Source organism: Ruegeria sp. BE3 (genome assembly GCF_056538865.1).
Genome location: NZ_JBQFTW010000001.1, coordinates 318,223 through 344,539, shown reverse-complemented (window position 1 = coordinate 344,539; position 26,317 = coordinate 318,223). Strand labels below are relative to the sequence as shown.

Below are 26,317 nucleotides of genomic sequence, written 5' to 3'. Positions count from 1 at the left end.
CTGTCATGGTTGCCGGACGCCTTGTATCGGTACTATGGCCTGCCAAACGTCATCAGCCGCCGCCGCAAGTAGCCGCAGGGCCCAAAGTTCTCTTGCATGACCGTCCCTGATGGGCCAAACACCCCCGCGTGTTTGATGCCAAAAGGGTGACCCATGTCCAGAAACAAAACGGTCAAGGATTACATTCGGACCATCGTCGATTTCCCGCATGAGGGGATCATGTTCCGCGATGTCACCACCCTGTTTGCCGACCCGCGCGGATTCCGCATGGCGATTGACCAGATGCTGCACCCCTATGCGGGCGAGCGGATCGACAAGGTTGTGGGCCTTGAGGCGCGAGGCTTCATCCTGGGCGGCGCCATAGCGCACCAACTGAGCGTTGGTTTCGTGCCGATCCGCAAGAAAGGCAAACTGCCGGGCACCACGATCAGTCAGGATTATAAGCTGGAATATGGCGAGGCCATCGTGGAAATCCACGACGACGCCATCCAGCCGGGCGAGAAGATCCTGGTCGTCGATGATCTTCTGGCCACCGGCGGCACCGCCGCAGCTGGGATCAAACTGATCGAACGGCTGGGCGGAGAAATCATTTCCTGCGCGTTCATCATTGACCTGCCCGAATTGGGCGGGCGCAAAGTTCTGGAAGATCTGGGCATGGACGTGCATGTTCTGTGCGAGTTCGAAGGGCTCTGACCGTCACGCTTTTCACAAACTTGTGATTGGAATTTGAGCGGCCCGATGGCTTAGCGCGCAAGCCGCTTTATTCAAGAAACAACAGCGTTCAAAATCTGTGATCCCCCAGCGACCCGACTGCGTAGATTGGTTGATGCCACTTAGGGCATTCTCAACCAGGGAACCTTATCATGTTGCGCAAATACGCTGTTGCCGGAGTAGCTGGCATTCTGTTGTCCACCGCAGCCCTCGCGGACGGCCACTCCAAAGATATCGTCGACACTGCGGTGAACGCGGGCAGCTTTGAAACACTTGTTGCTGCGGTCCAGGCCGCCGAGCTGGTCGATACGCTGAAGGGTGAAGGCCCTTTCACTGTCTTTGCCCCCACCGATGAAGCGTTCGCTGCCCTGCCCGAAGGTACGGTGGAAAACCTGCTGAAGCCGGAAAACAAGGATCAGCTGGTCGCCATTCTGACCTATCACGTGGTGCCGGGTAAGGTGATGTCGGGCGATCTGTCCGACGATATGACCGCTGCAACCGTTCAGGGCGGAGATATCACGGTGGATCTGGATAACGGCGTGATGATCAATGACGCCAACGTCGTCCAGGCCGATATCGAGGCTGAAAATGGCGTGATCCATGTGATCGACAAAGTCATTTTGCCGGCGTCCTAACGCAGGATCGCGGCCTGGCCCTGTCCCGGGCCGCGGTCACCCCGGCAATACGGCGCCGGGGTTCATGATCCCGAGCGGGTCCAATGCATCCTTGATGGCCCGCATCGCGCTCAACCTGACCGGATCGCCATACCGCGCCAGATCTTCCGTCTTCAGACGCCCGATACCGTGTTCCGCACTGACCGAGCCGCCAAACGCATGCACAAGGTCATGCACGGCGCGTTTGATTGCGGCCCTTTGCCCAACGTATTCCGCCCGGTCATGCTCCGGCGGAGGAAAGACGTTGTAATGCAGATTACCGTCCCCCAGATGCCCAAAACAATTCAGGCGAAAAGACCCTAGTGCGGCGACAACCTTTTCACCCTGCCGAATGAACTCGGGGATGTCAGAGATCGGAACCGAAATATCGTGGCTGGACACGGACCCGATCAACCGGTTGGCTTCCGGTATATTCTCGCGCACGGCCCAAAGCTCGGCACGTTGTGCCTCGCTCTGGGCAATCACGCCGTCATTGACCAACCCGCGTGCCTCGGCATTCGCATAAAGCGTCTCAAGGATCTCAGAAGGGGCCTGTCCCTCTGACAGGCCGAGTTCGATCAGAACGGACCATTCGGGCTGCTCCGTAAAGGGTTGCCGGATATCAGGCAGAACCTCGGTCAGAAATTGCAAACCTTGCCGGTGGATCAGCTCGAAGGTACTGACGGCCTCGCCCACCCGATCGCGCGACAGTGACAGCAGGTCAATCGCGGCTTCGGGTGATGCCACCTGAAACATCGCCGTTCCGACCGCATTGGGTCGCGGGAACAGCTTCAACGCCGCTGCGGTTATGATGCCCAGCGTTCCCTCGGACCCGATCAGAAGGTTGCGCAGATCATAGCCGGTGTTGTCCTTGCGCAACCGGCTCAGCCCATGCCAGATCTCGCCACTGGGCAAAACCGCCTCAAGCCCCAGACACAGATCGCGCGCGTTGCCATAGCGCAGCACGTTCACTCCGCCCGCATTGGTGGCCAGATTGCCGCCGATCCGGCAAGAGCCCTGCGCCGCCAGTGACAGCGGGAACAACCGGTCAGCCTGTTCTGCTGAGGCCTGTATATCCGCCAGGATCGCACCACCCTCGGCGATCATTATGTTCTCGGTTGGATAGATCGCACGGATCGCGGTCATGCGCTCCAGTGACAGGATCAACGGCACAGGACCCTCTGCCATCACCTGACCGCCAACCAGCCCGGTCCCGCCGCCATAAGGTACGACCGGGACTCGCGACTTATGCGCATATCGCACAAGCGCCGAGACTTCCTCAACCGAACGCGGCATCGCCAGCAAACCGCCCCGACCGACAAACCGCCGACGCGGTTCTTCGAGATAGCTATCCTCAAGCGGGCGCAGCACATCATTGCCGAGCGCATCGCGGATAACGCGGGCAAAATTTTCATCGGCGGGGTTCAGTTCCATACCCCATCCCTGCCAAAGGCGATCACCAGCGACAAGCCCTATTCCAGATCGATCAGATATTGCGGCTCCAACACCACTACGGTGGGACGGTCCGGCAAGGTCCGCAACGAAACAACGATCTCGGACACCCCATCGCGCTGCACCGGAAACGTATCCCGGATATCCACCAGAAATCGCTCCAGCGAAAAGCCCGAGAACCAGTGCATCGGTATGATCACCGAGCTTTTCAGCCGTTTCAGCACCTCGATCATCTCGGGCAACGGCATCGTCGTGCCGCCATCCACCGCTGCCATGACCACATCCAGCCGCCCAAGCGCCGCAAACTGCTCGTCCGAGGGGATATGATGCAGATGACCCAGATGCCCGATACACAGCCCCTCTACTTCGAACACGAAGATCGAATTCCCGCGTTCCTCGACCCCACCATAGGTTGACCGAATGTCGGTCGAGACATTGCGCACCAGCATCTCACCCAGATCGAGGTAGTGGTCGACCCCCTGCCCGAACTCGCCCCAGCCCGGCAAGACATGTGGAATAGCTGGATCAGGGTACGCCGTCCAATGGGTGCTATGCGCGTGATTCATGGTCACCACATCCGGAATCAGATCGGCGCCTCCGATGAACCCGGTAAAATCCGTAACCGCATTCAACCCGCCCTGTGTCTGGATCAGAAACGAGGCATGGGCGACATAGCTGATCCGCACCGAAAACTCGGGCACCGGATCCTGCCAGGCCGCCTTGTGCAGATACTCGATCCCGGGCGCCGCATCCGCGATAGCTATGCAATGGCTTGGCCGACGCTCCTGCGCCACCGCCCCGCCTGCAAACATCATCAGCCCAAAAACAATCCACCGCATGAAGGGAGTGTAGCGCAGAACGCAACCAAGTCATGCCCCTTGTTCATCTGGCCAAAAATATCCCGGGGGAGACGCGGCTTGCCGCGGCGGGGGCAGAGCCCCTACCCAGCGTCCGTCTTGCCCCGCCGATCGGACCGCAAAGAGGCATAGAGTACATGCGTCCGCCACCGCCCATTGATCTGCAGATAAGACTGCGCCACGCCTTCGTATTTGAACCCCGAGCTTTCCAACAACCCGCGAGAGGCCTTGTTTTCCGGAAGACAGGCCGCCTCGATCCGGCTCAGATCCAGCCGGGTAAAGGCGTAATGCACAACCGCCCCGATCGCCTCACGCATGAAGCCCTGCCGCGCATAGGTCTCACCGGTCCAATAGCCCAGCGTTCCCGCCTGCGCCGGACCCCGCCGTATATTGTCCAGCGTGATCGCCCCCAGCAGCACATCATCGCTGCGGCGGAACAGAAACAACGGGATCGCCGTTCCACTGGCCACCGAACGCTGCGCCCAATAGACCCGGTTGGTAAACGATTTCCGGCTCAGATGATCGTTGGCCCAGACAGGCTCCCACGGCACCAGATAATCTTTTGACGACCGCCGCAGCGCGGTCCAGTCGTTGAAGTCGGAATGGATGGGCGGGCGCAGAGTCAGGCGCTCGGTTTCGAGTTTCAGCTTGCGTCTGCCCAACAGCATCACGCCGCACGCCTCTCCTGCAGTTCCCCCAATGTCGGCGCGCCCGAGATGGGGCCATAAAGCGCCAGCGCCGCCGGGGCCTGCACTGCCATTTCTTCCGCAAAGGCGCGCACATCTTCGGTGCTGACCGCATCGATCTTGGCGACCGTGTCCTCAAGCGAAGGCACCCGCCCCCAGATCTGCACCAGCCGCGCCAGTCGTTCGGCCCGGTTCGACGGGCTTTCCAGCCCCATCAGCATCCCGGCTTTCATCTGAGCACGGGCACGTGCGACCTCTTCAGGGCTCATGTCTTCCGCCGCGCGCTTCATCTCGTCGATGGTGATCGTCGCTAGCTCGCCCACCTGATCCGCCGAGGTCCCGGCATAGATCGTGGTCGTCCCGGTGTCCGCGTAGGCCCCGGTCTGAGCAAAGATCGTATAGCACAGCCCGCGCGTCTCGCGCACTTCCTGAAACAGGCGCGAGGACATGCCGCCACCCAATGCCGTCGAATAGATCTGCGCTGTATAGATCGCGTCATCGCGATACCCTGGGCTTTCCAGCGCCAGTGCAAAATGGGCTTGCTCCAGCTCTTTTTCCTGCCGAGCTTCACCTCCTGTGAACCGCGCGGCGTCGGGCGTCAAACCCTTGCGCGGCTGCAGATGGCCAAACATCTCTTCGGCCATTTTCATCAGTTGGTCGTGATCCACCGCCCCTGCGGCAGACAGGATCATCTGTTCCGGCCCGTAGTGTTCGGCCACGAAACCCGACAAGTCCTCGCGTGAAAACGCACTGACGCGCTCGGTCGGTCCCAGAATGGTGCGGCCAAGGGGCTGGTCGTGATAGCTCTGCTCCTGCAGCCAGTCAAAGATCACATCGTCGGGCGTGTCATAGGCCTGACCGATCTCCTGCAGGATCACGCCACGCTCAACCTCGATCTCGCGCGGATCAAAGACCGGGTTCAGAACGATGTCACCGATCACGTCCATCGCCAGCGCCACATCGTCTTTCAAGACGCGCGCGTAGTAGGCTGTGACCTCACGCGAGGTATAGGCGTTGATATAGCCGCCCACATCCTCGATGGCCTCGGCGATTTGCAGCGCGGAACGTCGCTCGGTTCCTTTGAACGCCATATGTTCAAGGAAATGCGCAATTCCGTTCTGTTCGATCCGCTCATGCCGCCCGCCGGCGGTCACCCAGATGCCGATGGCCGCAGATTGCAGCCCCGGCATATGTTCACTGACGATACGAAAGCCGTTCTTCAGTTGGTCTTGTCTGACAGTCACTCAGCGATGTGCCTTTTGATATGATCCTCAAGGGCGCCCAGATCGTTGGCAATGCGGGTCACCCGTTCCGGACGTTCATACAGATCAGACATGCGGGATGGAAGAGGCGGATGTTCGCCGCTCGCCTTCTCGACCGCTGCCGGGAATTTTGCAGGGTGCGCGGTGGCCAGCGTGATCATCGGCACCTCTGCCGCGCGGCGTTCTTCGGCAACCTTGATACCAACGGCAGTGTGCGGGCAGACCAGTTCAGCGCTGTGGGCCAGAGTATGCTTAATCGTTTCAAGCGTCTCGTCCTCGGACGCACGGCCTGAATCGAAACTTTCACGCAGCGCTTCCATCGCGCCTTGACTGACGTTGAAGCCCCCGGTCTTGAGTTCATCCATCAACTGCGCGACCGCGCCGCCGTCTTCGCCATAGGCATAATACAGCGCACGCTCAAAGTTCGAGCTGACCTGAATGTCCATCGACGGGCTGATCGAGGGGATGGTGTCGCCCTTGAAATAGCCCTCGCCCGAGAGACAGCGATGCAGGATGTCGTTCTGGTTGGTTGCCACCACCAATCGATCGATAGGAAGACCCATGCGTTTGGCCAGATAGCCTGCGAAGATATCGCCGAAATTGCCGGTTGGCACAGTGAAACTGACCTTCCGGTGCGGCGCGCCGAGGCTGACGGCGGCCGAAAAGTAATAAACGATCTGCGCCAACACCCGGGCAAAGTTGATCGAGTTCACCCCGGCCAGTTTCACACCATCGCGGAAGTCGAAATCGTTGAACATATCCTTCAGCGCGGCTTGGCAATCGTCAAAATCTCCATCGACGGCCAGCGCGTGCACATTGCTGTCTGCAGGCGTCGTCATCTGACGGCGCTGCACCTCGGACACGCGACCATGCGGGAACAAGATAAATACGTCGACCGCGTCCAGCCCCCGGAACGCTTCGATAGCTGCTGAGCCTGTGTCGCCGCTGGTCGCGCCAACGATGGTCACGCGGTCATTGCGCCGCTTAAGGGCCACTTGAAACAGCTGGCCGATCAACTGCATTGCGAAGTCTTTGAAGGCCAACGTGGGGCCGTGGAACAGTTCCAACAGGAAGTGGTTCTCGTTGAGCTGCTTCAACGGCGCGCGGGCGTCATGGCCGAAGCCTTCATAGGCACGGGTGATGATCGCCTTGAACTCATCCTCGGCAAAGGAGCCGCTGACATAGGGCCACATGACGCGAATCGCGATTTCCTCATAAGGCAGACCGGCCAGAGCGGCGATCTCGTCCTGTGTCATCACCGGAATCTCGGCGGGCAAGTACAGGCCCCCGTCACGGGCAAGCCCGGTCAGCATCGCCTCTTCAAAGGTCAGTTCGGGCGCTTGCCCACGGGTCGAGATGTATTTCATATCGCGTCACTCTCAGAATTGGCGCGGTTGCGCCACAGGAAGTATCCGGTCATCGCAGCCCAGACCAGGGCCAGGCCAAACCATGTGATTGCATATTGCAGGTGATCGTTCGGGATGCCCGCCGTGTCCACAGGCAAGGGCGTCACATTCGGGTCGGTTTCAGACCGGGCAATCAGCAGCACAGGCTCGGTCTTCAACGCCGCAGCCAGAGAGGGCACATCCCGCGCGAACCAGATGTTGCTGCTGGTATCCGCCTCAGGGGTATAGCTGTCCACTTCATCCGGCCAGTGCAGGTTTCCCGTGATCTCCATCGGCCCGGTCAGCCGTTCGGTCTGTTTCGCGGTCGTCGGTACAAAACCCCGATCCACCAAGATTTCCCGATCTTCGCTGCGGAAAGCCTGAATGACCCGGTACCCTGCCCCCACCTGCTTGACCGAAACCAGGACATGGATTTCACCCGGAAGCATCTCGCCGGTCACGGTCACGGGCAGGTACTTGTCTGCATCCTCTGAAACCACCTCAGGCAAGGTCACCGGAGCGGCCGCGATACGGGCTTCGATTTCGGCCAGTATGCTCTGTTTCCATGCCAGCCGCTGAATCTGCCAGGTGCCCAGCGACAGCAATATGCCCAATCCGGCAAGGCCGATGATCAGCAGGAACAGGGTGCGGCGCATGTCAGGGTAAAACCTCGTATCGGGAACCGGCGTCTTGTTAAGGCGCGCGCGGGCTGAATTGCAACCATGCAATTGTACGGGGCGCAATCTTGCGCCCCTAATCGAGAAAAAGCCGCCCCAGAGGGGCGGCTTTTGCAATTGAATCACCTGACGCGACTTACATCAGCGGGGCCTGACCCCAGATGTAGACGGCGAAGAACAGGAACAACCAGACGACGTCGACGAAGTGCCAGTACCAGGCTGCGGCTTCGAACCCGACATGTTTCTCAGGGGTGAAGTCACCCTTTAGCGCCCGGATCAGACAGACCGACAGGAAGATCGTCCCGATGATCACATGCGCGCCGTGGAAACCGGTCGCCATGAAGAAGTTCGAGTAGAACTGGTCGCCACCAAATTTCCAGCCTTCATGAGCCAGCAGTTCGTAATATTCGAACCCCTGCAGCGCGGTAAAGGCGATGCCCAGTGCGATCCCGATCGCCAGACCCTGCACCAACGCCTTGCGGTCATTGTTATGTACCAGCGCATGGTGCGCCCATGTGATCGCACAGCCCGACAGCAGCAGGACCAGAGTATTGATCAGCGGCAGGTGGAACGGGTCGACCGCATGGATGTTCGGCTGGATGTATTCGGTTCCAGCATAGTCGTACATCGGATACATGCGATGTTTGAAGAACGACCAGAACCAGGCGAAGAAGAACATCACCTCGGACATCACGAAGAGGATGAAGCCATAGCGCAGGCCGATGCGCACAACCGGCGTATGATCGCCCTGGCGGCTTTCGACCACCACTTCGGACCACCAGGCAAACATGGTGTACAGAACACCGATCAGCCCCATCCAGAAAATCCACGGGGTCACCCCGTGCATCCACAGAACAGCTCCGAACAGCATCACAAAGCCGGCCGCCGCGCCGACCAGTGGCCAGATCGACGGGTTCAGAATGTGATAATCATGGTCTTTTGCGTGTGCCATCAGCGTCCCTCACCTACAGGCGTTAGTTCTTGTTTGTATCAGCCTGCACGTCAAGGGCGGCATAGCCCTCGGGCAGGTCAATTTCGTAGAATGTATACGACAGCGTGATCGTATGAACATACTTGGCTTCCAGATCTTCGACCATTTCGGGGGCGACGAAGAAAGTCACCGGCATCTCAACCCGCTCACCGGGTTGCAGTACCTGCTCTTCAAAGCAGAAACAGGCGATTTTCTGAAAATATCCACCCGCCGAATAGGGCGCGACATTGTAAGACGCCTGCCCGGCAATCGGGCGATCGGTGGGGTTGTAGGCTTCATAGAAGGCCAGACCGGTTTCACCGATACGCACCTCCATTTCGCGCTCAACCGGCTTGAACTCCCAGTCCATATCCTTGGCCTTTGAGGCGTCAAAGCGCACGGTGATGGTGCGATCCAGAATATCTTCGGGTGCGGTTTCCGCCACACCGGTAGTGCCACCAAATCCGGTAACCCGGCAGAACCAGTCGTAGAACGGCACTGCCGCCCAAGCGAGGCTGCCCATCAGCACCACAACACCCACAGTCTGGGCAACAGTCTTCTGAGGACCCGAAAGCGCCATCAGTTCTGCACCTCTTGCGTCGCCATGTTGAAGTCCGTGCCCGACACCTTCACGACGGTCAGACCAAAGATGATCACGATGAAGGCCGCCAGCGTCAGGCCTACGCCCAGATTGCGGCTGAACCGGCGCTGGTGAAGCTCATGGGTTTTGCGCAGGCTCATGACCAGCCTCCCAATCCATAGGGTTTCAGCAAGGCCTCAAAGAGGATCGCACCGAAATGCAGGAAGAGATACACCAGCGACAGCTTGAAGAAGCTGCGCTCCACCTTGAAATTGTCAGCCTCTGAGTCATCCTCGCTGCGGCGGAAAATCAGCCACGCGCCACGCAGGAACAGGGCGTTCATTACCACTGCAACAGTCAGGTAGATCGGCCCGCCAATGCCCGAGAAGGCTGTGCCGACGGCCAGCAGGGCCAGCAAAGCCGTGTAAACCAGAATATGCCAGCGCGTCGCCCGACGTCCATGAGTCACGGTCAGCATCGGCACGCCCGCATCATCGTAGTCCGAACGCATGAACAGCGCCAACGCCCAGAAATGCGGCGGCGTCCACATGAAGGTCAGAGCAAACATCAGCCACGGTTCGATCGACATTGATCCCGTCGCGGCGACCCAGCCGATCACCGGCGGGAACGCCCCGGCCGCGCCACCGATCACGATGTTCTGCGGGGTCGAGCGCTTGAGCCACATGGTGTAGACGGCGACATAGAAGAAAATGGTGAAACCCAGGAACGCGCCTGCAAACCAGTTCGTCGCCAAGCCGAGCATGATGACGGACAGGCCGGACAGAGCCAGACCCAGCGCCAATGCCTCACCCTCTTCGACCTTGCCGGACGGGATCGGGCGGCCTTTGGTGCGCTTCATGACACGGTCGATATCCGCGTCCCACCACATGTTCAGCGCACCCGATGCGCCGCCACCGATAGCAATGAACAAAATGGCGCAAAACCCGACAAACGGATGCACAGGAACCGGCGCGGCCAGCAGCCCGACCAGAGCGGTGAACACCACCAGCGACATCACGCGCGGCTTCAGCAAGGCGAAATAATCACCAAAGCCCGCCTCATCCGCACGGGGTTGTGCAGAAACGGTGCTGGCATTGAAGCTTGCGTCGCTCATATCCGGTCCTTCTGGGGCAAAAGCCGCGCGATTACCGCGCAGCCCGCTTGTGTTTACCTAGCCCGCGATGGGCTTAGTTCGAGGCCACCTGGTAAGCAGCAGGCTGACCTGCATACTCTTCCAGAGCACCTTGCAGCCATTCTTCATAGGCTTCTTCGCTGACCACTTTCACCGTGATCGGCATATAGGCATGGTCCTTGCCGCACAGTTCCGAGCACTGGCCGAAATAGACGCCTTCCTTGTCGGCCTGGAACCACAGCTCGGCCAGGCGACCTGGTACACCGTCCTGCTTCACGCCAAAGGAAGGGATGGCCCAAGAGTGGATCACGTCCGACGCCGTGACCTGCATCACGATGATCTTGCCAACCGGTACGACAACAGCCGTGTCGGTGGCCAGAAGCCATTCATCGTCGCCATAACCGGAATCCGCGAGCTTCGCACGCATCGCATCGTCCAGAACAAACGGCGTTACGTCGGCATCCGCCGGGCGCGCGCCCTCATCCAGAGTGGCCGGATGGCCCAGAAGATAGCTGTCGAAGGCAAAATCGTGATCCACATATTCGTAGGTCCAGTACCACTGGTTGCCCACGACTTTGATCACCACGTCACCTTCCGGAATTTCCTGCTGCTTGAACAGCACCGGCAGCGAAAACGCTCCGATAAAGACCAGAATCAGGATCGGGCCAAGCGTCCACGCAATCTCAACCGGGGTGTAGTGCGAGAATCGCGCAGGATTCGGGTTGACGCGCTGGTTGTAGCGCATGATGCAGTACACCAGCAGACCCGCGACCAGCAGGCAGATTGCGGTGATGATCACGAGAATCATTCCGTCCAACCGCTGGATACCTTCCGCGAGGCTTGTCGCGGCAGGCTGGAAACCCATGCCACCATCGACCGGCTTGCCAATAATCTCAAGCTCCTGAGCCATGGCTGGAAGGCTGGAGAGGGCTGTTGCAAGCCCCGAAAGCATCAAAGCATTCTTCATGTTCTGTCCTGATCGTTTGATCTTTGCGTCCCTGGCGAAAAGGTGTGAATCGGTCGCACCTCTCCCGTTGTCTTTGGCCGCGTTAAAAACCATATTCCGGGAGGTAGATAAAGCAAAATGCTTGCGTCAAACAGACGCTATTTTTGATCTGGATCAAACCCGAAAGGTCGCAACCCATGACTCAGGCCCCATTTCGCCCTTTTGAGAGCACTCTTCCGCAAGACGAAGCGCTTGCTGTCTTGCAGTCCGCAACAGCCGGGGCCGAAGACGGAGAGCTTTTTGTCGAACGCCGAAAGTCCGAGTCTCTGGTGTTCGATGACGGGCGTCTGCGCACAGCATCTTATGACGCATCCGAAGGCTTCGGTCTACGCGCTGTTCAGGGCGAAGTGGCGGGATATGCTCATTCAACAGATGTTTCGATCCCTGCCCTGAAACGCGCCGCGGAAACGGCACGCCTTGCGGTAGGTGATGGTGGCGGTACGTTGGCTGAGCCTCCGCGATCAACCAATATCCGGCTTTATACGGATGAAGATCCCATCGAATCTGCCGATTTCCCAGTCAAGATAGAGACCCTGCGTGCGGTTGACGCCTTTGCCCGCGATCTGGACCAGCGCGTGGTGCAGGTCAGCGCCACCATCGCTGCCGCAGTTCAAGAAGTTGAAATTCTGCGCCCCGACGGTGTGCTGGTGCGCGATGTGCGCCCGATGACACGCCTGAATGTTTCGGTCATCGTCGAACAGAACGGACGACGTGAGAGCGGCTCGGCCGGGGGCGGAGGTCGTGTGGGGCTGGACGGCCTGATCGACCCTGCTGACTGGCAGGACAAGACACGCGAGGCGCTACGGATTGCACTAGTGAACCTAGATGCAATCCCCGCACCCGCCGGTGTGATGGAGGTTGCGCTTGGCCCCGGCTGGCCCGGTATCCTGTTGCACGAAGCCATCGGCCACGGGCTTGAAGGCGATTTCAATCGCAAGGGAAGCTCGGCCTTTGCTGGTCTGATGGGGCAGCAGATTGCCTCAAAGGGCGTCACTGTGGTGGATGATGGCACCATCGCTGATCGGCGCGGCTCGATAACCGTGGATGACGAAGGCACACCAAGCTCGCGAACGGTGCTGATTGAGGACGGTATCCTGACCGGTTACATGCAAGACCGCCAGAACGCCCGCCTTATGGGGGTATCACCTACCGGGAACGGGCGCCGGCAGAGTTATGCGCACAAACCCATGCCACGCATGACCAATACCATCATGCTCGGCGGTGACTCCGATCCGGCGGCGCTGGTCGCCGATATCAAGGACGGAATCTGGGCCGTGGGATTCGGCGGCGGTCAGGTCGATATTACCAACGGCAAGTTCGTCTTCTCCTGCACCGAGGCCTACCGCGTCGAAAACGGCAAGATCGGCGCACCCGTTAAAGGTGCTACGTTGATTGGCGACGGGCCCTCGGCATTGAAGCGTATCCGCGGTCTGGGCAATGATATGGCATTGGATCCCGGCATGGGGACGTGCGGCAAAGACGGGCAATGGGTGCCGGTCGGTGTCGGGCAGCCAACCGTTTTGATGGATGGCCTGACTGTCGGTGGGTCTGCCGCCTGAGTCGGACCCAAGAAAAAATACATGGGCGCACCGTTAACACGTTACCCTTCCAATTCGCCTGAGCGCAATCCGTCCGCCAACCGGGCCAAGAAAATTCGCACGAATTTTCTCATCTATTTTCAAAACCATAGATAGATCTTCAACCAAATTCCTTCAACAAATCGCATCTAATTTTCCGCAATTTACAGGCTGTTAACCCCCGAACCCGTAAACCAGTTCTGCAATCAGGCGGAGCACCGGATGACCGAGGAGCAGCTTTCTTCCAATCACCCCCCACTCCCACCCACCACGGAAGAGGACCGGTTTTCGTGGCTTCGCCTGTTGCGCTCACGCAAGGTTGGCCCAGCGACATTTCGCAGGCTGCTGCGTGAACATGGATCGGCGCAGAACGCGCTGGTCGCGCTGCCCGAAATGGCACGCGCTGTCGGAATAGAAGGGTATGAAATCTGCCCTCCCGGCGTCATCGAGGCGGAGCTCAAGGCTGCAAAAGCCGCCAAGGCGCGGCTTTTGTGCCTTGGGGCCGCCGATTTTCCTGCTGCCTTGGATGATCTGAACGACGCTCCGCCCTTGCTATGGGCCGTCGGGGACATGTCGCTTCTTCAAAAACCTGCGATCGCCATGGTGGGAGCCCGCAATTGCTCCTCTCTAGGCGCGCGCATGGCGCGGGGGTTAGCCTCTGATCTGGGCAACAAAGGACATACCATCGTCTCAGGGCTGGCGCGCGGCATCGATACCGCAGCGCATCTGGCATCGTTGGAGACCGGCACAATAGCGGTCATTGCCGGGGGCGTTGATGTGATTTACCCGGCAGAGAACACCGATCTGGCGCATGATATCGCCCGCAAGGGTCTGCGCCTGTCCGAACAGCCGATGGGTATGACGCCCCAGGCGCGCCACTTCCCCCGCCGCAATCGCATTATATCGGGGCTGGCACAGGCGGTTGTCGTGGTTGAGGCTGCTGCCAAGTCAGGAAGCCTCATTACCGCCCGGGACGCTCTGGATCAGGGGCGCGAGGTGCTGGCTGTTCCAGGTCATCCTTTTGATGCAAGAGCCGCTGGATGCAATTTATTGATTCGCGACGGGGCAACGCTCGTGCGGTCCGCCGACGATGTTCTCGAAGCCCTGCCAGCACAGGTCGCGCATTTCTCGGAACCTGAAACGCCAACCGCAGCCCCCAAACGCAACCCTGTGCAGGCAATTCATGCGCAGATCCTCGATCGCCTTGGCCCTTCACCTATTGCCGAGGATCAGTTGCTGCGCGACATTGCCGCCACCGCCGGAGAGCTGGGCCCTGCACTGGTTGATCTTGAGCTTGAGGGGCGGATCCAGCGCCAACCGGGCGGGCTATTATCCCTGGCGAGCTGAGGCGCGTCCTTTGAATCGGCTGATGTTTTGATGCGCGCATATCGCTCAAATGCCCCCTAGCATGCTGAAATCACGCCGCTTTTCAGGCGGTAAAAGGAACGCATTGACAATTCTGTCTTGCCCCACACATTTTGCACCACCATAGAAGGCGCCCAATTCGTCGAGCGAGGTTTCCACTTAAATGCCTGTAGTTGTTGTAGAATCTCCGGCCAAAGCAAAAACAATCAACAAATATCTCGGCCCCGACTACACGGTTTTGGCCTCGTACGGCCATGTGCGGGACCTGCCGCCGAAAGATGGTTCAGTCGATCCTGAGCACGAGTTTTCGATGAAATGGGAGGTCGGCAATGACAGCAAAAAGCATGTCAAAGCCATCGCAGACGCTCTCAAAGAAGACAACGCTCTGATCCTCGCAACTGACCCTGACCGCGAGGGCGAAGCGATCAGCTGGCATCTGCAGGAAGCGCTTACCAAGCGCCGCTCGATCAAGAAGGACACGCCGGTCAGTCGTGTGACGTTCAACGCCATTACCAAGGACGCCGTGACCGAGGCGATGCAGAACCCGCGTGAGGTCGATATGCCTCTGGTCGAGGCCTATCTGGCCCGCCGCGCGCTGGATTATCTGGTGGGCTTCAACCTGTCGCCCGTTCTGTGGCGCAAACTGCCGGGAGCGCGTTCGGCGGGGCGCGTGCAGTCGGTTTGCCTGCGCCTGATCGTCGAACGCGAGATGGAGATCGAAGCCTTCAAGCCGGTCGAATACTGGTCGGTCAAGGCTGTGTTCGAGACGCCCCGGGGTCAGACCTATGAGGCACGTCTGGTCACTCTGGCCGGTAAAAAGCTGGACAAGCATGATCTGACAAACGCAACGCAAGCTGAACTGGCCGTCCAAGCCATCACCAGCCGCGATCTAAGTGTGTCGTCGGTCGAGGCCAAGCCTGCCGCCCGTAACCCCTCTGCCCCGTTCATGACCTCGACCCTACAGCAGGAAGCTAGCCGCAAGTTCGGGATGGGTGCACGCCATGCGATGCAGGTGGCGCAGCGTCTCTATGAGGCGGGATACATTACCTATATGCGGACTGATGGCATCGACATGGCCCCCGAGGCCGTGGCTGCGACGCGCGATGCGATCACCGACCGTTATGGTGCGGAATACGTGCCGGACAGCCCGCGCATCTACAAGAACAAAGCCAAAAACGCGCAGGAAGCGCACGAGTGTATTCGCCCGACAGATATGTCGCGCGATGCCAAGGCGCTGAAGGTGACCGATGAGGATCAGCGCAAGCTCTATGATCTGATCTGGAAGCGCACCATCGCCTGCCAGATGGCCGCCGCGCGGCTGGAGCGTACGACAGTTGAGATCACCAGCACAGACGGTCAGGTTGGTCTGCGCGCCACCGGTCAGGTGGTACTGTTCGATGGTTTCATGCGTGTCTATGAAGAAGGCCGCGATGACGTTGTCGACGATGATGACAAGCGCCTGCCACAGATCATGCAGGGCGATCCGGCGCGTTTTGCCAAAACATCGCTGCGCGATCAGTTTGCCAAGGCCACCGGCGACTCGGACAAAGCCGCGATCCTGTCTGACAATGAGGCCGTACTTGCATTGCAGCACCACACTCAGCCGCCTCCGCGCTATACCGAGGCCACTCTGGTCAAACGGATGGAAGAGCTGGGGATCGGGCGGCCCTCGACCTATGCCTCGATCGTGACCACGATTCAGGACCGCGAATATGTGCGCAAAGACAAGAACCGGCTAATCCCCGAGGAGAAGGGCCGGATCGTGACGATCTTCCTTCTGAACTTCTTCCGGCAATATGTGGGCTATGAGTTCACCGCCAATCTGGAAGAGGAACTTGACGACGTTAGTGCGGGTGACCGTGACTACAAGGATCTGCTGGGCAAATTCTGGCGTGATTTCTCGGCGGCGATTGGCGAGACGTCGGAATTGCGCATCTCAGAGGTGCTAGACAAGCTGGACGAGGCGCTGGCACCGCAGCTGTATCCGCCGCGCGAAGACGGCTCTGATCCGCGCATCTGCCCGAAATGCGGTGTCGGTCAATTGCACCTGAAGACCTCTCGCACCGGTGGTTTTGTGGGCTGCGGCAACTACCCCGAATGCACCTATACCCGCCCCATCGCGGGCGAAGGCGCAGAAGGCGACGAACGGCTGCTGGGCGAGGATGCGGGCGATGAAATCTGGTTGAAATCCGGCCGGTTCGGGCCATATGTTCAGCGCGGCGAACCCACGCCCGAGAATAAGAAGCCCCCGCGTGCGTCCCTACCCCGCGGCTGGAGCAAGGATGACATGGATTTGGAGAAAGCGCTGACGCTGCTCAGCCTGCCGCGTCAGATCGGGGAACATCCTGAAGGCGGTATGATCACGTCAAACTTTGGCCGCTTTGGCCCGTACCTGATGCATCAGCTCGCCGACGAGGCCAAACCGGTCTATGCCAACCTCAAAGACCCCAATGATGTATTCGAGATCGGTATGAACCGCGCCGTGGAGCTGCTGGCCGAAAAGCGCGCTAATCCGGGGCGCGGGCGGCGCGCAGCGGCAAAACCGTTGAAAGAACTGGGTGAGCACCCCGACGGCGGCACAATGCAGGTTCTGGATGGGCGCTATGGGCCCTATGTGAAGTGGGAAAAGGTCAATGCGACCATCCCCAAGGACATCAAGCCCGAGGATGTGACGCAGGAAATGGCCATCGAACTGGTCAATGAACGCGCGGCCAAGAAGGGTGCCAAGAAAAAGGCAGCGCCGAAAAAGAAGGCGGCGGGCTAGGTAGAAATACCACCCTCGCCCGGGTTTCATTGACTTCCCAATGACGTGACGGCACAACTCGGCCCAACACCATGTCATTGGGGGAGTTTTCCATGAAGAAAATCTATGACAATGCCGATGAGGCGCTCGATGGGGTGATCTCGGACGGCATGCTCATCGCGGCGGGCGGCTTTGGGCTGTGCGGTATCCCAGAGATGCTGCTTGAGGCGATCAAGGCCTCGGGTGCCAAGGATCTGACCTTTGCCTCGAACAACGCAGGTGTTGATGATTTCGGTATCGGCATCCTGCTGCAGACCAAGCAGGTCAAGAAGATGATCAGCTCATATGTCGGCGAAAACGCCGAGTTCATGCGCCAATACCTGAGCGGTGAACTTGAGCTGGAATTCAACCCGCAAGGCACGCTGGCCGAGCGGATGCGCGCCGGTGGTGCTGGCATCCCCGGGTTCTACACCAAGACAGGTGTAGGCACGGTGATTGCGGAGGGTAAAGAGCACAAGGAATTCAACGGCGAGACCTATATCATGGAGGAAGGCATCTTCGCCGACCTCGCCATCGTGAAGGCGTGGAAAGCCGATGACACCGGGAACCTCGTGTTCCGCAAGACCGCTCGTAACTTCAACGTGCCCGCCGCGACCTGCGGTAAAATCTGTGTGGCTGAGGTCGAAGAGATCGTCCCGCGCGGCTCACTTGAACCGGATTCGATCCACCTGCCCGGCATCTATGTGCATCGCATCATTCAAGGCAGCCACGAAAAGCGCATCGAACAGCGCACCACCCGCAAGAAGGAGGACGCATAATGCCCTGGGATCGCAATCAGATGGCCGCACGCGCGGCAGAAGAGCTGGAAGACGGCATGTATGTAAACCTCGGCATCGGGATTCCGACGCTGGTGGCGAACTATGTGGGTGACAAGGATATTACGCTGCAATCCGAGAACGGCATGCTGGGCATGGGCCCCTTCCCGTTCGAAGGCGAGGAAGACGCGGACCTGATCAACGCAGGGAAACAGACAATCACCGAACTGTCTCGCACGTCCTATTTCGATAGCGCGACTTCGTTTGCCATGATCCGAGGCGGTAAAATCGCCGCTGCGATTCTGGGTGCGATGGAAGTGGACGAGAAAGGCGATCTGGCGAACTGGATGATTCCCGGCAAGTTGGTCAAAGGCATGGGCGGCGCGATGGATCTGGTGGCCGGTGTGGGCCGCGTAATCGTGGTCATGGATCACACCAACAAGCACGGCGATTCAAAAGTGCTGAAAGAGTGCACTCTGCCACTGACTGGCCAGGGCGTCGTTGATCGCATCATCACCAATCTTGGCGTGCTGGATGTTGTCGAAGGCGGGCTTAAGATCGTAGAGCTGGCCGATGGTGTCAGCGAAGACGATATGCGCGCAGCCACTCAGGCGACGATTGTCGGTTGAGTGCCCCGTCTATGAATCAGAAGGCCCGCTGCTATGCGGGCCTTTTTTAGTTGGTGGTCTGAAAGACGCAGGGGTCCGAGACAAATTGAGGTGTCGTCGTACATAAGGCGCTGGCAACCTGAAACGCCGCAAGGACCTTTGGCACATAATCCCGCGTTTCGGCGTAGGGCGGCACTCCGCTGTGCTTATGCACGGCTCCCTCACCCGCGTTATAGCCAGCCAGGACCAGAATCGGATCCTGCCCAAACTCTTCCATCAACCAATGCAGATACCGTACGCCGCCCTCGATATTCTGTTCGGGCTTGAAACTGTCTTTTACCCCAAAGCGCTCGGCCGTCGCCGGCATCAGCTGCATCAGGCCCTGTGCACCCGCAGAGCTCACGGCCTCAGTCTTTCCTGCCGATTCTACCGAGATCACGGCCAGCACCAGCGCGGGTGACACATTGGTGCCCACGGTGGACCGCAGAATATCAACACCCCGCTGATTGACGATTTCCTGCAATGTCTGCAGGCGTGGCGCAGCAACACCCGTGGCGGTCAGCGCCTGCACAGCCTCACGCAACCGCCCTGCATTTGCCTGCGCCAGTTCGGGCGACACCCGATTCCAGAACGCTTTGTAGGATCCAACAGGCTTAGCGATCCCGGTCCCAGCCCCGGCAATCTTGGGTGGCGTCGAGGCGGGCACCTTTGCTGGCGTCACATCGTCTGGCACCTCAAGCAAAGCCCCGGTGCTGGGGGCCGAAGGAGCAGTCGCATGCTGTTCTGGTGTGATTTGGATGGTGACTCGCACGCGCGCTCCCGGCTTGGGGGCTGAGAGCCGCTTGTAAACACCGCGCGGTTCTTGCTCGGTCGCAAAGACCTGCGCTGCGCCACCTATTAGCAACGCGACCGCGCCGGCGCATATAAGTGCGTCCCGGAGATACATTTGCCTGCCTCGATTTTTATCTTTTGGAACAGTTTGAACCTGAGAACAGCTCATTACACCAGAAAAACAACGCGAATTGGGGCAATTTCGCCTCATTTGCCGCTATTTTGCATCGCTCGTGGCGGGTGGAAGTAAAAAGGAGATATTTTTTTTCGTTTATTTTCCGTATGTTACAATATTTCTCATCAAAAAGTTAAGCTTTGAGTGAAAAAAATCGCGATTGGCCCAATTCCTGCCACGCACAAGGGTCAAACATATATCCATGCCGAGACGATCGGGAGCGGACTGAGAGAGAAAGCTCTGGAAGACGCCGAGGTTAATTACTTTTTGATCCTTTAGGAGGGACGTAACATGATCAAGTTCATCAAGAACTTCCGCAAAGACGAAGACGGCGCCGTAACTGTAGACTGGGTCGTTCTGACCGCAGCTGTTGTGGGCCTGGCAGCTGTTGCATACAGCGGCATCTCAGGCGGTGCTTCGGGCATGGCTGACAATGTGGAAGCAGCGATGACCGGCGCAACTGTAAGCACCACATCGGCTGGTGGCGTTACCGGAGCAACAAGCGCTGACAGCTCTGACAGCGGCACCGGCGGCTAAGATATCGAAGCACGGCTAGTGCTAAGCCAAATCTTGGAGCCATATCAGAGAGATCTGATGTGGCTCTTTTCTATTCTTTCTTAGCGGCAAACAACTGGGGCGATTGGTATACGACCTCAATACGACAATGAATTTGTTCTTATTGTCCCTTATTTCGACACAATTCAAAGCTAGCGTTGATCGCGAACACGTTGGGGTACAATCAAAACATCCCATCCGCTTTGAATACTCATCCGCGCGACGATGAACGTGAGGTAATAATATGCGAGCTATGTTTGGTCTTGTCTTAATCATCGGCGTCGTCCTGGCAGGCGGCGCAGTTTATATGGCGCGGGGCTATATAACTGAGCATCAGAGTGCACTTGCCCGCGAGCGGCTGGCGGCGCAAGAGGCGCTGGCCAGCGCCAAAGAAGGCGTTGTTCCAACCGTCGGCGTAGTCGTATCGAATCGTAAGCTAAGATATGGCGAACCTCTGTCGCAAGATGATGTCCGTATGGTTCAATGGCCTGAATCAGCAGTGCCTGAAGGCAGCTTCACTGACATAGCCGTGCTTTTTCCTGAGACCGATGACAGCGAACGCTTCGTTCTCAGAGCGATGGAAAAAGACGAAGCACTCATGAAGGTGAAAGTTACAAGGCCCGGTGAAGCCGCAGGCCTTACGTCGCAACTTGAAAAAGGAATGCGCGCGTTCGCCATCAGTGTTGACGTCGCCTCCGGCGTATCGGGCTTTCTGCGCCCTGGAGATAACATTGATGTCTATTGGACAGGCTCGTTGCGTGGCGCGGTTGAAGGCGCTCAGGGGGAAATCACGCGCTTAATTCAAAGCAAGATCCAGTTGATCGCGGTCGATCAAATCGCTGGATCGGACATAACCGGTGCGACGATTGCACGTACGGTCACTGTTGCAGCGACACCTGAACAAATTGCAGCGCTCGCGCAAGCCCAAAACACTGGACGGCTATCATTGGCTCTGGTTGGAGCGCAGGATGAAGCGGTTGCGAGCGCTATCGAAGTCGATCAACGAAAACTGCTTGGAATCAAAGAAGCAGCCCCGGCGCCGCAGGCACCCAAGAAACAAGTCTGCACCGTCCGAACTCGACGTGGGAACGAAATCGTCGAAACCCCAATCCCTTGCACAAACTAACGTCAATTCAGTCTGTTACGGACCAAAGGCCGCGCATTACGCGCGGCCTATTTCGTTGTGATGTTGCGCATTGTCCACATAAAGAAAATTCCAGAAACCATTGATTATTGCAATAAATCCGGTTTTCGCGCAGGGTTTCCGGATAGAGGGCATAAGACCCATAAAATCGAGTGGTGATCGGAGAGGCAGGTCACATGACAATACGTTCCTGGATCAGCGCAACCCTGCTGGGGTTGACGCTTGTAGTGAGCTCAATCGGCGATGCCGCTTGGGCCCAAAATCTTCGCGTGGTCAAGAAAGGGACGGCAGAATCGCTGGACGTCCCGGTCAACCGCGCAATCGTTGTGGAGAGCGAAGAACCGTTTGCTGAGATCAGCATCGCAAATGCGGGAATCGCGGACGTTTCGACGCTGTCGGATCGGACAATCTATGTATTAGGTCGCGCCCCAGGCATGACCACGCTGACCCTGTTCGACGGAGCGGGCAACCTTCTGACCAATGTACGGGTACGGGTTGCACCGGATGTCACTGAGTTCAAAGAAAGGCTGCGCCAGATCCTGCCAAATGAGCAGATCGAAGTGCGCACGGCCAATGACGGCATCGTCCTGTCGGGCACAGTCTCCAGCAGCGCTCGTCTTGCACGCGCTCTTGAGCTGGCCGAACGCTACGCGCCTGAACGTGTATCAAATCTGATGAATGTTGGCGGCGTGCAGCAGGTCATGTTGAAGGTGCGCTTTGCAGAAATGAATCGCTCGGTCGCGAAGAACCTGTCTGCTTCGCTGGGCTTTGGCGGCGGCGACGTAACTGCTGGTTTCAATACCTTGAACAACCAGGGTTCGCTGACCAACGCTTTGAGCAACAACATTCCGCTGGTGCAAACCAATACCGGCGCCATCCTCTTTGGTTTCGGGGCGGGCTCCACTCAGGTTCGTCTGCTGTTGGAAGCGCTTGAATCCAAAGGGTTGGCCCGAAGCCTTGCTGAACCGAATCTGTCAGCCCTGTCAGGTCAGGAAGCCGAATTCCTAGCAGGTGGCGAGGTTCCGATCCCTGTACCGCAAGATGATGGGGTCGTCGCTATCGAATATCGCCAATTCGGCGTGCAGGTTCTGTTCGTGCCTCGTGTGGTCGACGGTAATCTGATCAATCTCGAGATGGGGGCAACAGTTTCGAGTATCGACCCGAACTCTAACTTCACCATCAACGGGGACAACGTTCCAAGCTTCATCGTGCGTCAAACCAAGACTACTGTCGAGCTTCGCGATGGTGAGAGCTTTGCAATCGCGGGTTTAATCCAGGATGATTTCGCCGATCTGAGTAACCAAGTACCTTGGCTGGGTGATGTACCGGTTTTAGGTGCCCTGTTCCGCAGCGCTCAGTATCAACGCGAACAAAGCGAACTCATCATCATTGTCACCGCACATCTGGTATCACCAACGCGTGGCGAAGCTCTGGCTCTGCCAACTGACCGGGTAAAACCACCGAGCGAGTTTGATCTCTTTGTAAACGGCAAGGTCGCCCGAACAGAACGTGCTGGAAACGGTGCCGCGTCCGAAGTAGCCAAGCAGGATTTCGGTCAGTCTTATGGCTACGTCCTGGATTGATAGGAGAGGATAGAACCAATGGATAAGTGGATCATTACACTGGCTCTTTCGGTTGCTGTCGCAGGTTGTACACGCGAAGCCGGATATGAGATCGATGCTGGCACCTTCGGCAATGCGACCTTGAACAACATCCAGGTCATGAATGGCGAACTGACGTATAGCCAGATTCTGGCACAACGGTTCGCAGCTGAAGTTCCAACACAGATCAACTTTGCGTTTGATAGTGCAAAGCTTGATGTCTCGGCGCAGCGAATCCTACTGCAGCAAGCGGCTTGGATTAAGCAATTCCCCGAGGCGCGCTTCCGCGTTTATGGTCATACGGATGCGGTTGGATCTGACTCGTACAACAAGCGTTTGGGGCAGCGGCGTGCGAACGCCGCCGTCGCTTTCCTGACACAACAAGGGATTTCACGCTCAAGGCTTGAAGCAGTTGTTTCCTTTGGAAAATCCAGACCACTTGTGGCGACACCAGATCGCGACCGACGCAACCGTCGCACTGTAACCGAGGTATCCGGGTTTGTGGATCGTCATCCGAACCTGCTGGACGGAAAATATGCCCGCGTGATCTATCGAGAATACATCGCGAGCGCCACTCCACTGAGCTATATTCAGCGCGACGGCGACACCAGCGGCAGCGAATAATACTCAAGTCATGGGCGGCATTGTCGCCCATTTCCCTACAATTGGTTCTTTTGCGCCCAATTCTTGCCCAACTTCCAAGCGACGTTGTGAACAATTGGGTGACCTGCGGCCAAAATTGACCGCACCGGGCGACAGCAAACCAGAACTGACCTTCCACGCGTTCAATCGGTTTGCTCAGCCCTCTCGACGAGGATTGTGTTAATGACGAGCGCGACGCCGCAAGACGAAAATACCGCCATTCTGGCTTGCACCATAAGCCGGGATGTTCAGAACTTCGATCTTTTGATCGAAGATATGGAAGCCGCGCTGGGTGAGCGCTGGGGCGATCTTGGATTTGCAGAAGCGCTTGCGTTTTTCAGTCAACCGGAAGCTCAATCGCTGCAATTCGTGGCACTGGCACTGGACGGTGATGACGAAGACAATCTGACGCTGATGGGCGAGATCATCGTGCGGGCCAAAGAAAAAGGCATCAAGGTTGTCCTGATCGCAGAAGATGTCACGCCGGCCTCGCTGCATCAATTGCTGCGCAAAGGCGCCGACGAATTCGTGCCCTACCCCCTTCCAGAGAATGAATTGCAGGAAGCAATCGACCGGATGAACAAACCTGATCCGGTTGTTGCACCTCAGCCCGCCGCTGCACCTCTTGCCAGTGGCGCATCAAAGGAAGGTGCACTGTTTGTGGTTCAAGGGCTTGCCGGAGGCGTTGGGTCGACAACTATGGCTGTAAACCTCGCCTGGGAATTGGCAACCGTTTCGGCCAAGGAAGCGCCCAAGGTTTGTCTGATCGATCTGGATCTGCAATACGGCACGGTTTCCACCTACCTGGACCTGCCACGCCACGAAGCGGTTTTCGAAATGCTATCGGATACCGACTCGATGGACGAAGAATCCTTTGGTCAGGCACTGCAGAATTTTGAGGATAAGCTGCAGGTATTGACCGCCCCTTCGGACATGATCCCGCTCGACATCATCACTCCGGAAGATATTCAGCGCGTGATCGATACCGCGCGCGCGCATTTCGACTATGTGGTGGTCGACATGCCCAAAACGCTTGTTCAGTGGTCCGAGACGATCCTGAATGCGGCGCATGTCTATTTCGCCCTGATCGAATTGGATATGCGCTCGGCCCAGAATGCGCTGCGCCTGAAACGCGCGCTGCAAGCCGAAGAGCTGCCTTTCAATAAACTGCGCTTTGCAATGAACCGGGCGCCTAAATTCACCGATCTGAACGGCAAGAGCCGGGTCAAGCGCATGGGTGAAAGCCTGGGCATTTCGATCGACTTGCTTTTGCCCGATGGCGGCAAATCGGTCATGCAAGCCGGTGATCATGGCCTGCCGCTGGCCAGTTCAGCAGCCAAGAACCCGCTCCGTCGGGAAATCGCCAAACTGGCTCAATCGCTCCATAGCCTCGGCAGCAGCGACGCCGAAGCCGCATAACACGAAGGGGAGCTGCCCGTGTTTTCAAGATACAAGAAACAGCCCTCGGCTCAGCCGGTTGAAGCCAAAGCGCCCGCCGCTGCCCCCGCGGCCGCGCCCGCTGCGCCTGCTGCACCCCCTACTGCAACGGCCGTCGCCCGCAAACCGGTGCAGAAGAAAGCAGCCGAGGTTGTAAGTAACGACAAAGAGCGCAAACGCAAAGAACGGTTGGGCGAGATCAAGCTGGAACTGCACCGCGAACTGCTTGAAAATCTCAATCTCGCAGCCCTCGAAAAGGCCAGTGAGGCCGAGCTACGCACCGAGATCAGCGCAATCGCAAGCGAAGTTCTGGAAGCGCGCAACATCGTTCTGAACCGAGAAGATCGCAGCCAACTCAACAAGGAACTGTACGACGAGGTCACGGGCCTCGGCCCGCTTGAGACGTTGCTGCAGGATGACACGGTCAACGATATTCTGGTGAACGGACCGCAGCAGATCTTTGTGGAACGTGCGGGTAAGCTGGAAATCAGCGACATCACCTTCAAAGATGAAAAGCATCTGATGCGGATCATCGACAAGATCGTCTCCGCCGTGGGTCGTCGCGTCGATGAATCGAACCCTTATGTCGACGCCCGCCTTGCTGACGGATCGCGTTTCAACGCAATGGTGCCGCCGATCGCGGTGGATGGTTCTCTGGTTTCCATTCGTAAGTTCAAAAAAGACAAACTGGGCATCGACGATCTGGTCAATTTCGGCGCGTTTACCGAAGAAATGGCCGCTTATCTTCAAGCCGCAGTGTCGACTCGACTGAACATCATCGTTTCGGGCGGTACAGGTTCGGGTAAAACAACAACACTGAACGCCCTGTCCAGCTTCATTGATGACGCTGAACGCATTCTGACCATCGAGGATACGGCGGAACTTCAGCTGCAGCAGACCCATGTGGGCCGGATGGAAAGCCGTCCGCCCAACGTGGAAGGCAAAGGCGAGGTCAGTCCACGCGACTGTCTGAAGAACGCCCTGCGTATGCGCCCTGACCGCATCATTGTGGGCGAGACGCGTGGTGCCGAGGTGATTGACATGCTGCAGGCCATGAACACCGGTCACGACGGCTCGATGACCACGATCCACGCCAACTCGGCCCGGGACGGCATCTCTCGTCTGGAAAACATGATCGCAATGGCAGGCATCGAGATGCCGATCAAGGCGGTCCGCAGCCAGATCTCATCGGCTGTGAACCTGATCGTACAGGCCAGCCGTCTGCAGGATGGTTCACGTCGTATGACTTCGATCACCGAGATTACCGGGATGGAAGGTGATGTGATTTCGATGCAAGAAATCTTTAGGTTTCAACGGGTTGGACTGACACCTGACAACAAGATCATCGGCCATTTCACAGCCACCGGCGTGCGCAGCCACTATTCCGAACGCTTCCGTCTGTGGGGCTTTGACCTGCCACCGTCGATCTACGACCCAACCACGATGTAGGAGA

25 protein-coding genes are annotated in these 26,317 nt (G+C 58.0%); 13 read left to right on the top strand and 12 right to left on the bottom strand.

Translation table 11 applies throughout. From position 1 onward, the window contains the following. The first annotated feature begins 153 nt into the window (after nt 1-153). Nucleotides 154-693 carry an adenine phosphoribosyltransferase gene (locus tag ACR0AZ_RS01650; RefSeq protein WP_480469174.1) on the top strand — a complete coding sequence of 180 codons (540 nt, stop codon included), beginning with the start codon at nt 154-156 and terminating at the stop codon, nt 691-693. Between the two features lie 170 nt (nt 694-863). Continuing rightward, on the top strand, nt 864-1,346 hold the full coding sequence (locus ACR0AZ_RS01645) for a fasciclin domain-containing protein (RefSeq protein ID WP_480469173.1): 483 nt from the start codon (nt 864-866) through the stop codon (nt 1,344-1,346). A 36-nt stretch (nt 1,347-1,382) separates the two neighbouring features. Here ACR0AZ_RS01645 and ACR0AZ_RS01640 read toward each other — a convergent pair whose 3' ends face one another. From ACR0AZ_RS01640 to coxB, 11 genes are all read right to left on the bottom strand, one after another. Next, the gene (locus tag ACR0AZ_RS01640) at nt 1,383-2,798 is read right to left on the bottom strand and encodes an FAD-binding oxidoreductase (protein ID WP_480666615.1); all 1,416 of its coding nucleotides are present in this window, start codon (nt 2,796-2,798) and stop codon (nt 1,383-1,385) included. A gap of 38 nt (nt 2,799-2,836) precedes the next feature. After that, nucleotides 2,837-3,655, bottom strand: a complete 819-nt coding sequence (locus ACR0AZ_RS01635) for an MBL fold metallo-hydrolase (RefSeq protein WP_480469171.1) — start codon at nt 3,653-3,655, stop codon at nt 2,837-2,839. 101 nt (nt 3,656-3,756) lie between these two features. Next, a complete protein-coding gene (locus tag ACR0AZ_RS01630) occupies nt 3,757-4,341 on the bottom strand; it encodes a GNAT family N-acetyltransferase (RefSeq protein WP_480469170.1) in 585 nt (194 codons plus the stop codon). After that, nucleotides 4,341-5,603 carry a M16 family metallopeptidase gene (locus ACR0AZ_RS01625; RefSeq protein WP_480666614.1) on the bottom strand — a complete coding sequence of 421 codons (1,263 nt, stop codon included), beginning with the start codon at nt 5,601-5,603 and terminating at the stop codon, nt 4,341-4,343. Before ACR0AZ_RS01625 ends, ACR0AZ_RS01630 begins: the two co-directional genes overlap by 1 nt. Further along, complete coding sequence (thrC, locus tag ACR0AZ_RS01620) at nt 5,600-6,988, bottom strand: threonine synthase (protein WP_480666613.1); 1,389 nt, start codon at nt 6,986-6,988, stop codon at nt 5,600-5,602. Before thrC ends, ACR0AZ_RS01625 begins: the two co-directional genes overlap by 4 nt. Further along, nucleotides 6,985-7,662, bottom strand: a complete 678-nt coding sequence (locus tag ACR0AZ_RS01615) for an SURF1 family protein (protein ID WP_480666612.1) — start codon at nt 7,660-7,662, stop codon at nt 6,985-6,987. The genes thrC and ACR0AZ_RS01615 overlap by 4 nt, the downstream gene beginning before the upstream one ends. A gap of 157 nt (nt 7,663-7,819) precedes the next feature. Further along, the gene (locus ACR0AZ_RS01610; RefSeq protein ID WP_480666611.1) at nt 7,820-8,635 is read right to left on the bottom strand and encodes a cytochrome c oxidase subunit 3; all 816 of its coding nucleotides are present in this window, start codon (nt 8,633-8,635) and stop codon (nt 7,820-7,822) included. Between the two features lie 22 nt (nt 8,636-8,657). Continuing rightward, the gene (locus ACR0AZ_RS01605) at nt 8,658-9,233 is read right to left on the bottom strand and encodes a cytochrome c oxidase assembly protein (RefSeq protein WP_480666610.1); all 576 of its coding nucleotides are present in this window, start codon (nt 9,231-9,233) and stop codon (nt 8,658-8,660) included. After that, nucleotides 9,233-9,394 carry a hypothetical protein gene (locus tag ACR0AZ_RS01600; protein ID WP_480469164.1) on the bottom strand — a complete coding sequence of 54 codons (162 nt, stop codon included), beginning with the start codon at nt 9,392-9,394 and terminating at the stop codon, nt 9,233-9,235. Before ACR0AZ_RS01600 ends, ACR0AZ_RS01605 begins: the two co-directional genes overlap by 1 nt. Next, complete coding sequence (gene cyoE, locus ACR0AZ_RS01595) at nt 9,391-10,347, bottom strand: heme o synthase (protein WP_480666609.1); 957 nt, start codon at nt 10,345-10,347, stop codon at nt 9,391-9,393. Before cyoE ends, ACR0AZ_RS01600 begins: the two co-directional genes overlap by 4 nt. Before the next feature lie 73 nt (nt 10,348-10,420). Continuing rightward, nucleotides 10,421-11,332, bottom strand: a complete 912-nt coding sequence (coxB, locus tag ACR0AZ_RS01590; protein WP_480469162.1) for a cytochrome c oxidase subunit II — start codon at nt 11,330-11,332, stop codon at nt 10,421-10,423. Nucleotides 11,333-11,508: 176 nt separating this feature from the next. Between coxB and tldD the strand changes: the two genes are divergently transcribed. The 5 genes from tldD to ACR0AZ_RS01565 all read left to right on the top strand — a co-directional run bounded on the left by tldD (nt 11,509) and on the right by ACR0AZ_RS01565 (nt 18,500). Continuing rightward, nucleotides 11,509-12,930 (top strand): metalloprotease TldD, encoded by a 1,422-nt coding sequence (gene tldD, locus ACR0AZ_RS01585; protein ID WP_480666608.1) that lies wholly within the window; start codon nt 11,509-11,511, stop codon nt 12,928-12,930. Between the two features lie 240 nt (nt 12,931-13,170). Further along, nucleotides 13,171-14,295 carry a DNA-processing protein DprA gene (gene dprA / locus ACR0AZ_RS01580; RefSeq protein WP_480666607.1) on the top strand — a complete coding sequence of 375 codons (1,125 nt, stop codon included), beginning with the start codon at nt 13,171-13,173 and terminating at the stop codon, nt 14,293-14,295. 181 nt (nt 14,296-14,476) lie between these two features. Further along, the gene (gene topA / locus ACR0AZ_RS01575) at nt 14,477-17,077 is read left to right on the top strand and encodes a type I DNA topoisomerase (protein ID WP_480666606.1); all 2,601 of its coding nucleotides are present in this window, start codon (nt 14,477-14,479) and stop codon (nt 17,075-17,077) included. A gap of 92 nt (nt 17,078-17,169) precedes the next feature. Further along, entirely contained in the window at nt 17,170-17,874 is a 705-nt protein-coding gene (locus ACR0AZ_RS01570; protein WP_480469158.1) for a CoA transferase subunit A, read from the top strand. Beyond that, nucleotides 17,874-18,500: a 3-oxoacid CoA-transferase subunit B gene (locus ACR0AZ_RS01565; protein ID WP_480657101.1), complete on the top strand. Its 627-nt coding sequence runs from the start codon at nt 17,874-17,876 to the stop codon at nt 18,498-18,500. Before ACR0AZ_RS01570 ends, ACR0AZ_RS01565 begins: the two co-directional genes overlap by 1 nt. Nucleotides 18,501-18,546: 46 nt before the next feature. Here ACR0AZ_RS01565 and ACR0AZ_RS01560 read toward each other — a convergent pair whose 3' ends face one another. Beyond that, nucleotides 18,547-19,425, bottom strand: coding sequence for a lytic transglycosylase domain-containing protein (locus tag ACR0AZ_RS01560; RefSeq protein WP_480666605.1), 879 nt, complete (start codon nt 19,423-19,425; stop codon nt 18,547-18,549). A 351-nt stretch (nt 19,426-19,776) separates the two neighbouring features. Between ACR0AZ_RS01560 and ACR0AZ_RS01555 the strand changes: the two genes are divergently transcribed. The 6 genes from ACR0AZ_RS01555 to ACR0AZ_RS01530 all read left to right on the top strand — a co-directional run bounded on the left by ACR0AZ_RS01555 (nt 19,777) and on the right by ACR0AZ_RS01530 (nt 26,313). Continuing rightward, nucleotides 19,777-20,022 (top strand): Flp family type IVb pilin, encoded by a 246-nt coding sequence (locus tag ACR0AZ_RS01555; protein ID WP_480469155.1) that lies wholly within the window; start codon nt 19,777-19,779, stop codon nt 20,020-20,022. A gap of 262 nt (nt 20,023-20,284) precedes the next feature. Beyond that, nucleotides 20,285-21,166 (top strand): Flp pilus assembly protein CpaB, encoded by an 882-nt coding sequence (gene cpaB / locus ACR0AZ_RS01550; protein ID WP_480469154.1) that lies wholly within the window; start codon nt 20,285-20,287, stop codon nt 21,164-21,166. 194 nt (nt 21,167-21,360) lie between these two features. Next, a complete protein-coding gene (locus ACR0AZ_RS01545; RefSeq protein ID WP_480469153.1) occupies nt 21,361-22,767 on the top strand; it encodes a type II and III secretion system protein family protein in 1,407 nt (468 codons plus the stop codon). Between the two features lie 18 nt (nt 22,768-22,785). Continuing rightward, the gene (locus tag ACR0AZ_RS01540; RefSeq protein ID WP_480469152.1) at nt 22,786-23,409 is read left to right on the top strand and encodes an OmpA family protein; all 624 of its coding nucleotides are present in this window, start codon (nt 22,786-22,788) and stop codon (nt 23,407-23,409) included. Nucleotides 23,410-23,610: 201 nt separating this feature from the next. Further along, nucleotides 23,611-24,846, top strand: coding sequence for a CpaE/TadZ family protein (locus tag ACR0AZ_RS01535; RefSeq protein WP_480469151.1), 1,236 nt, complete (start codon nt 23,611-23,613; stop codon nt 24,844-24,846). Between the two features lie 18 nt (nt 24,847-24,864). Beyond that, the gene (locus ACR0AZ_RS01530) at nt 24,865-26,313 is read left to right on the top strand and encodes a TadA family conjugal transfer-associated ATPase (protein ID WP_480657097.1); all 1,449 of its coding nucleotides are present in this window, start codon (nt 24,865-24,867) and stop codon (nt 26,311-26,313) included. Nucleotides 26,314-26,317 lie beyond the last annotated feature (4 nt).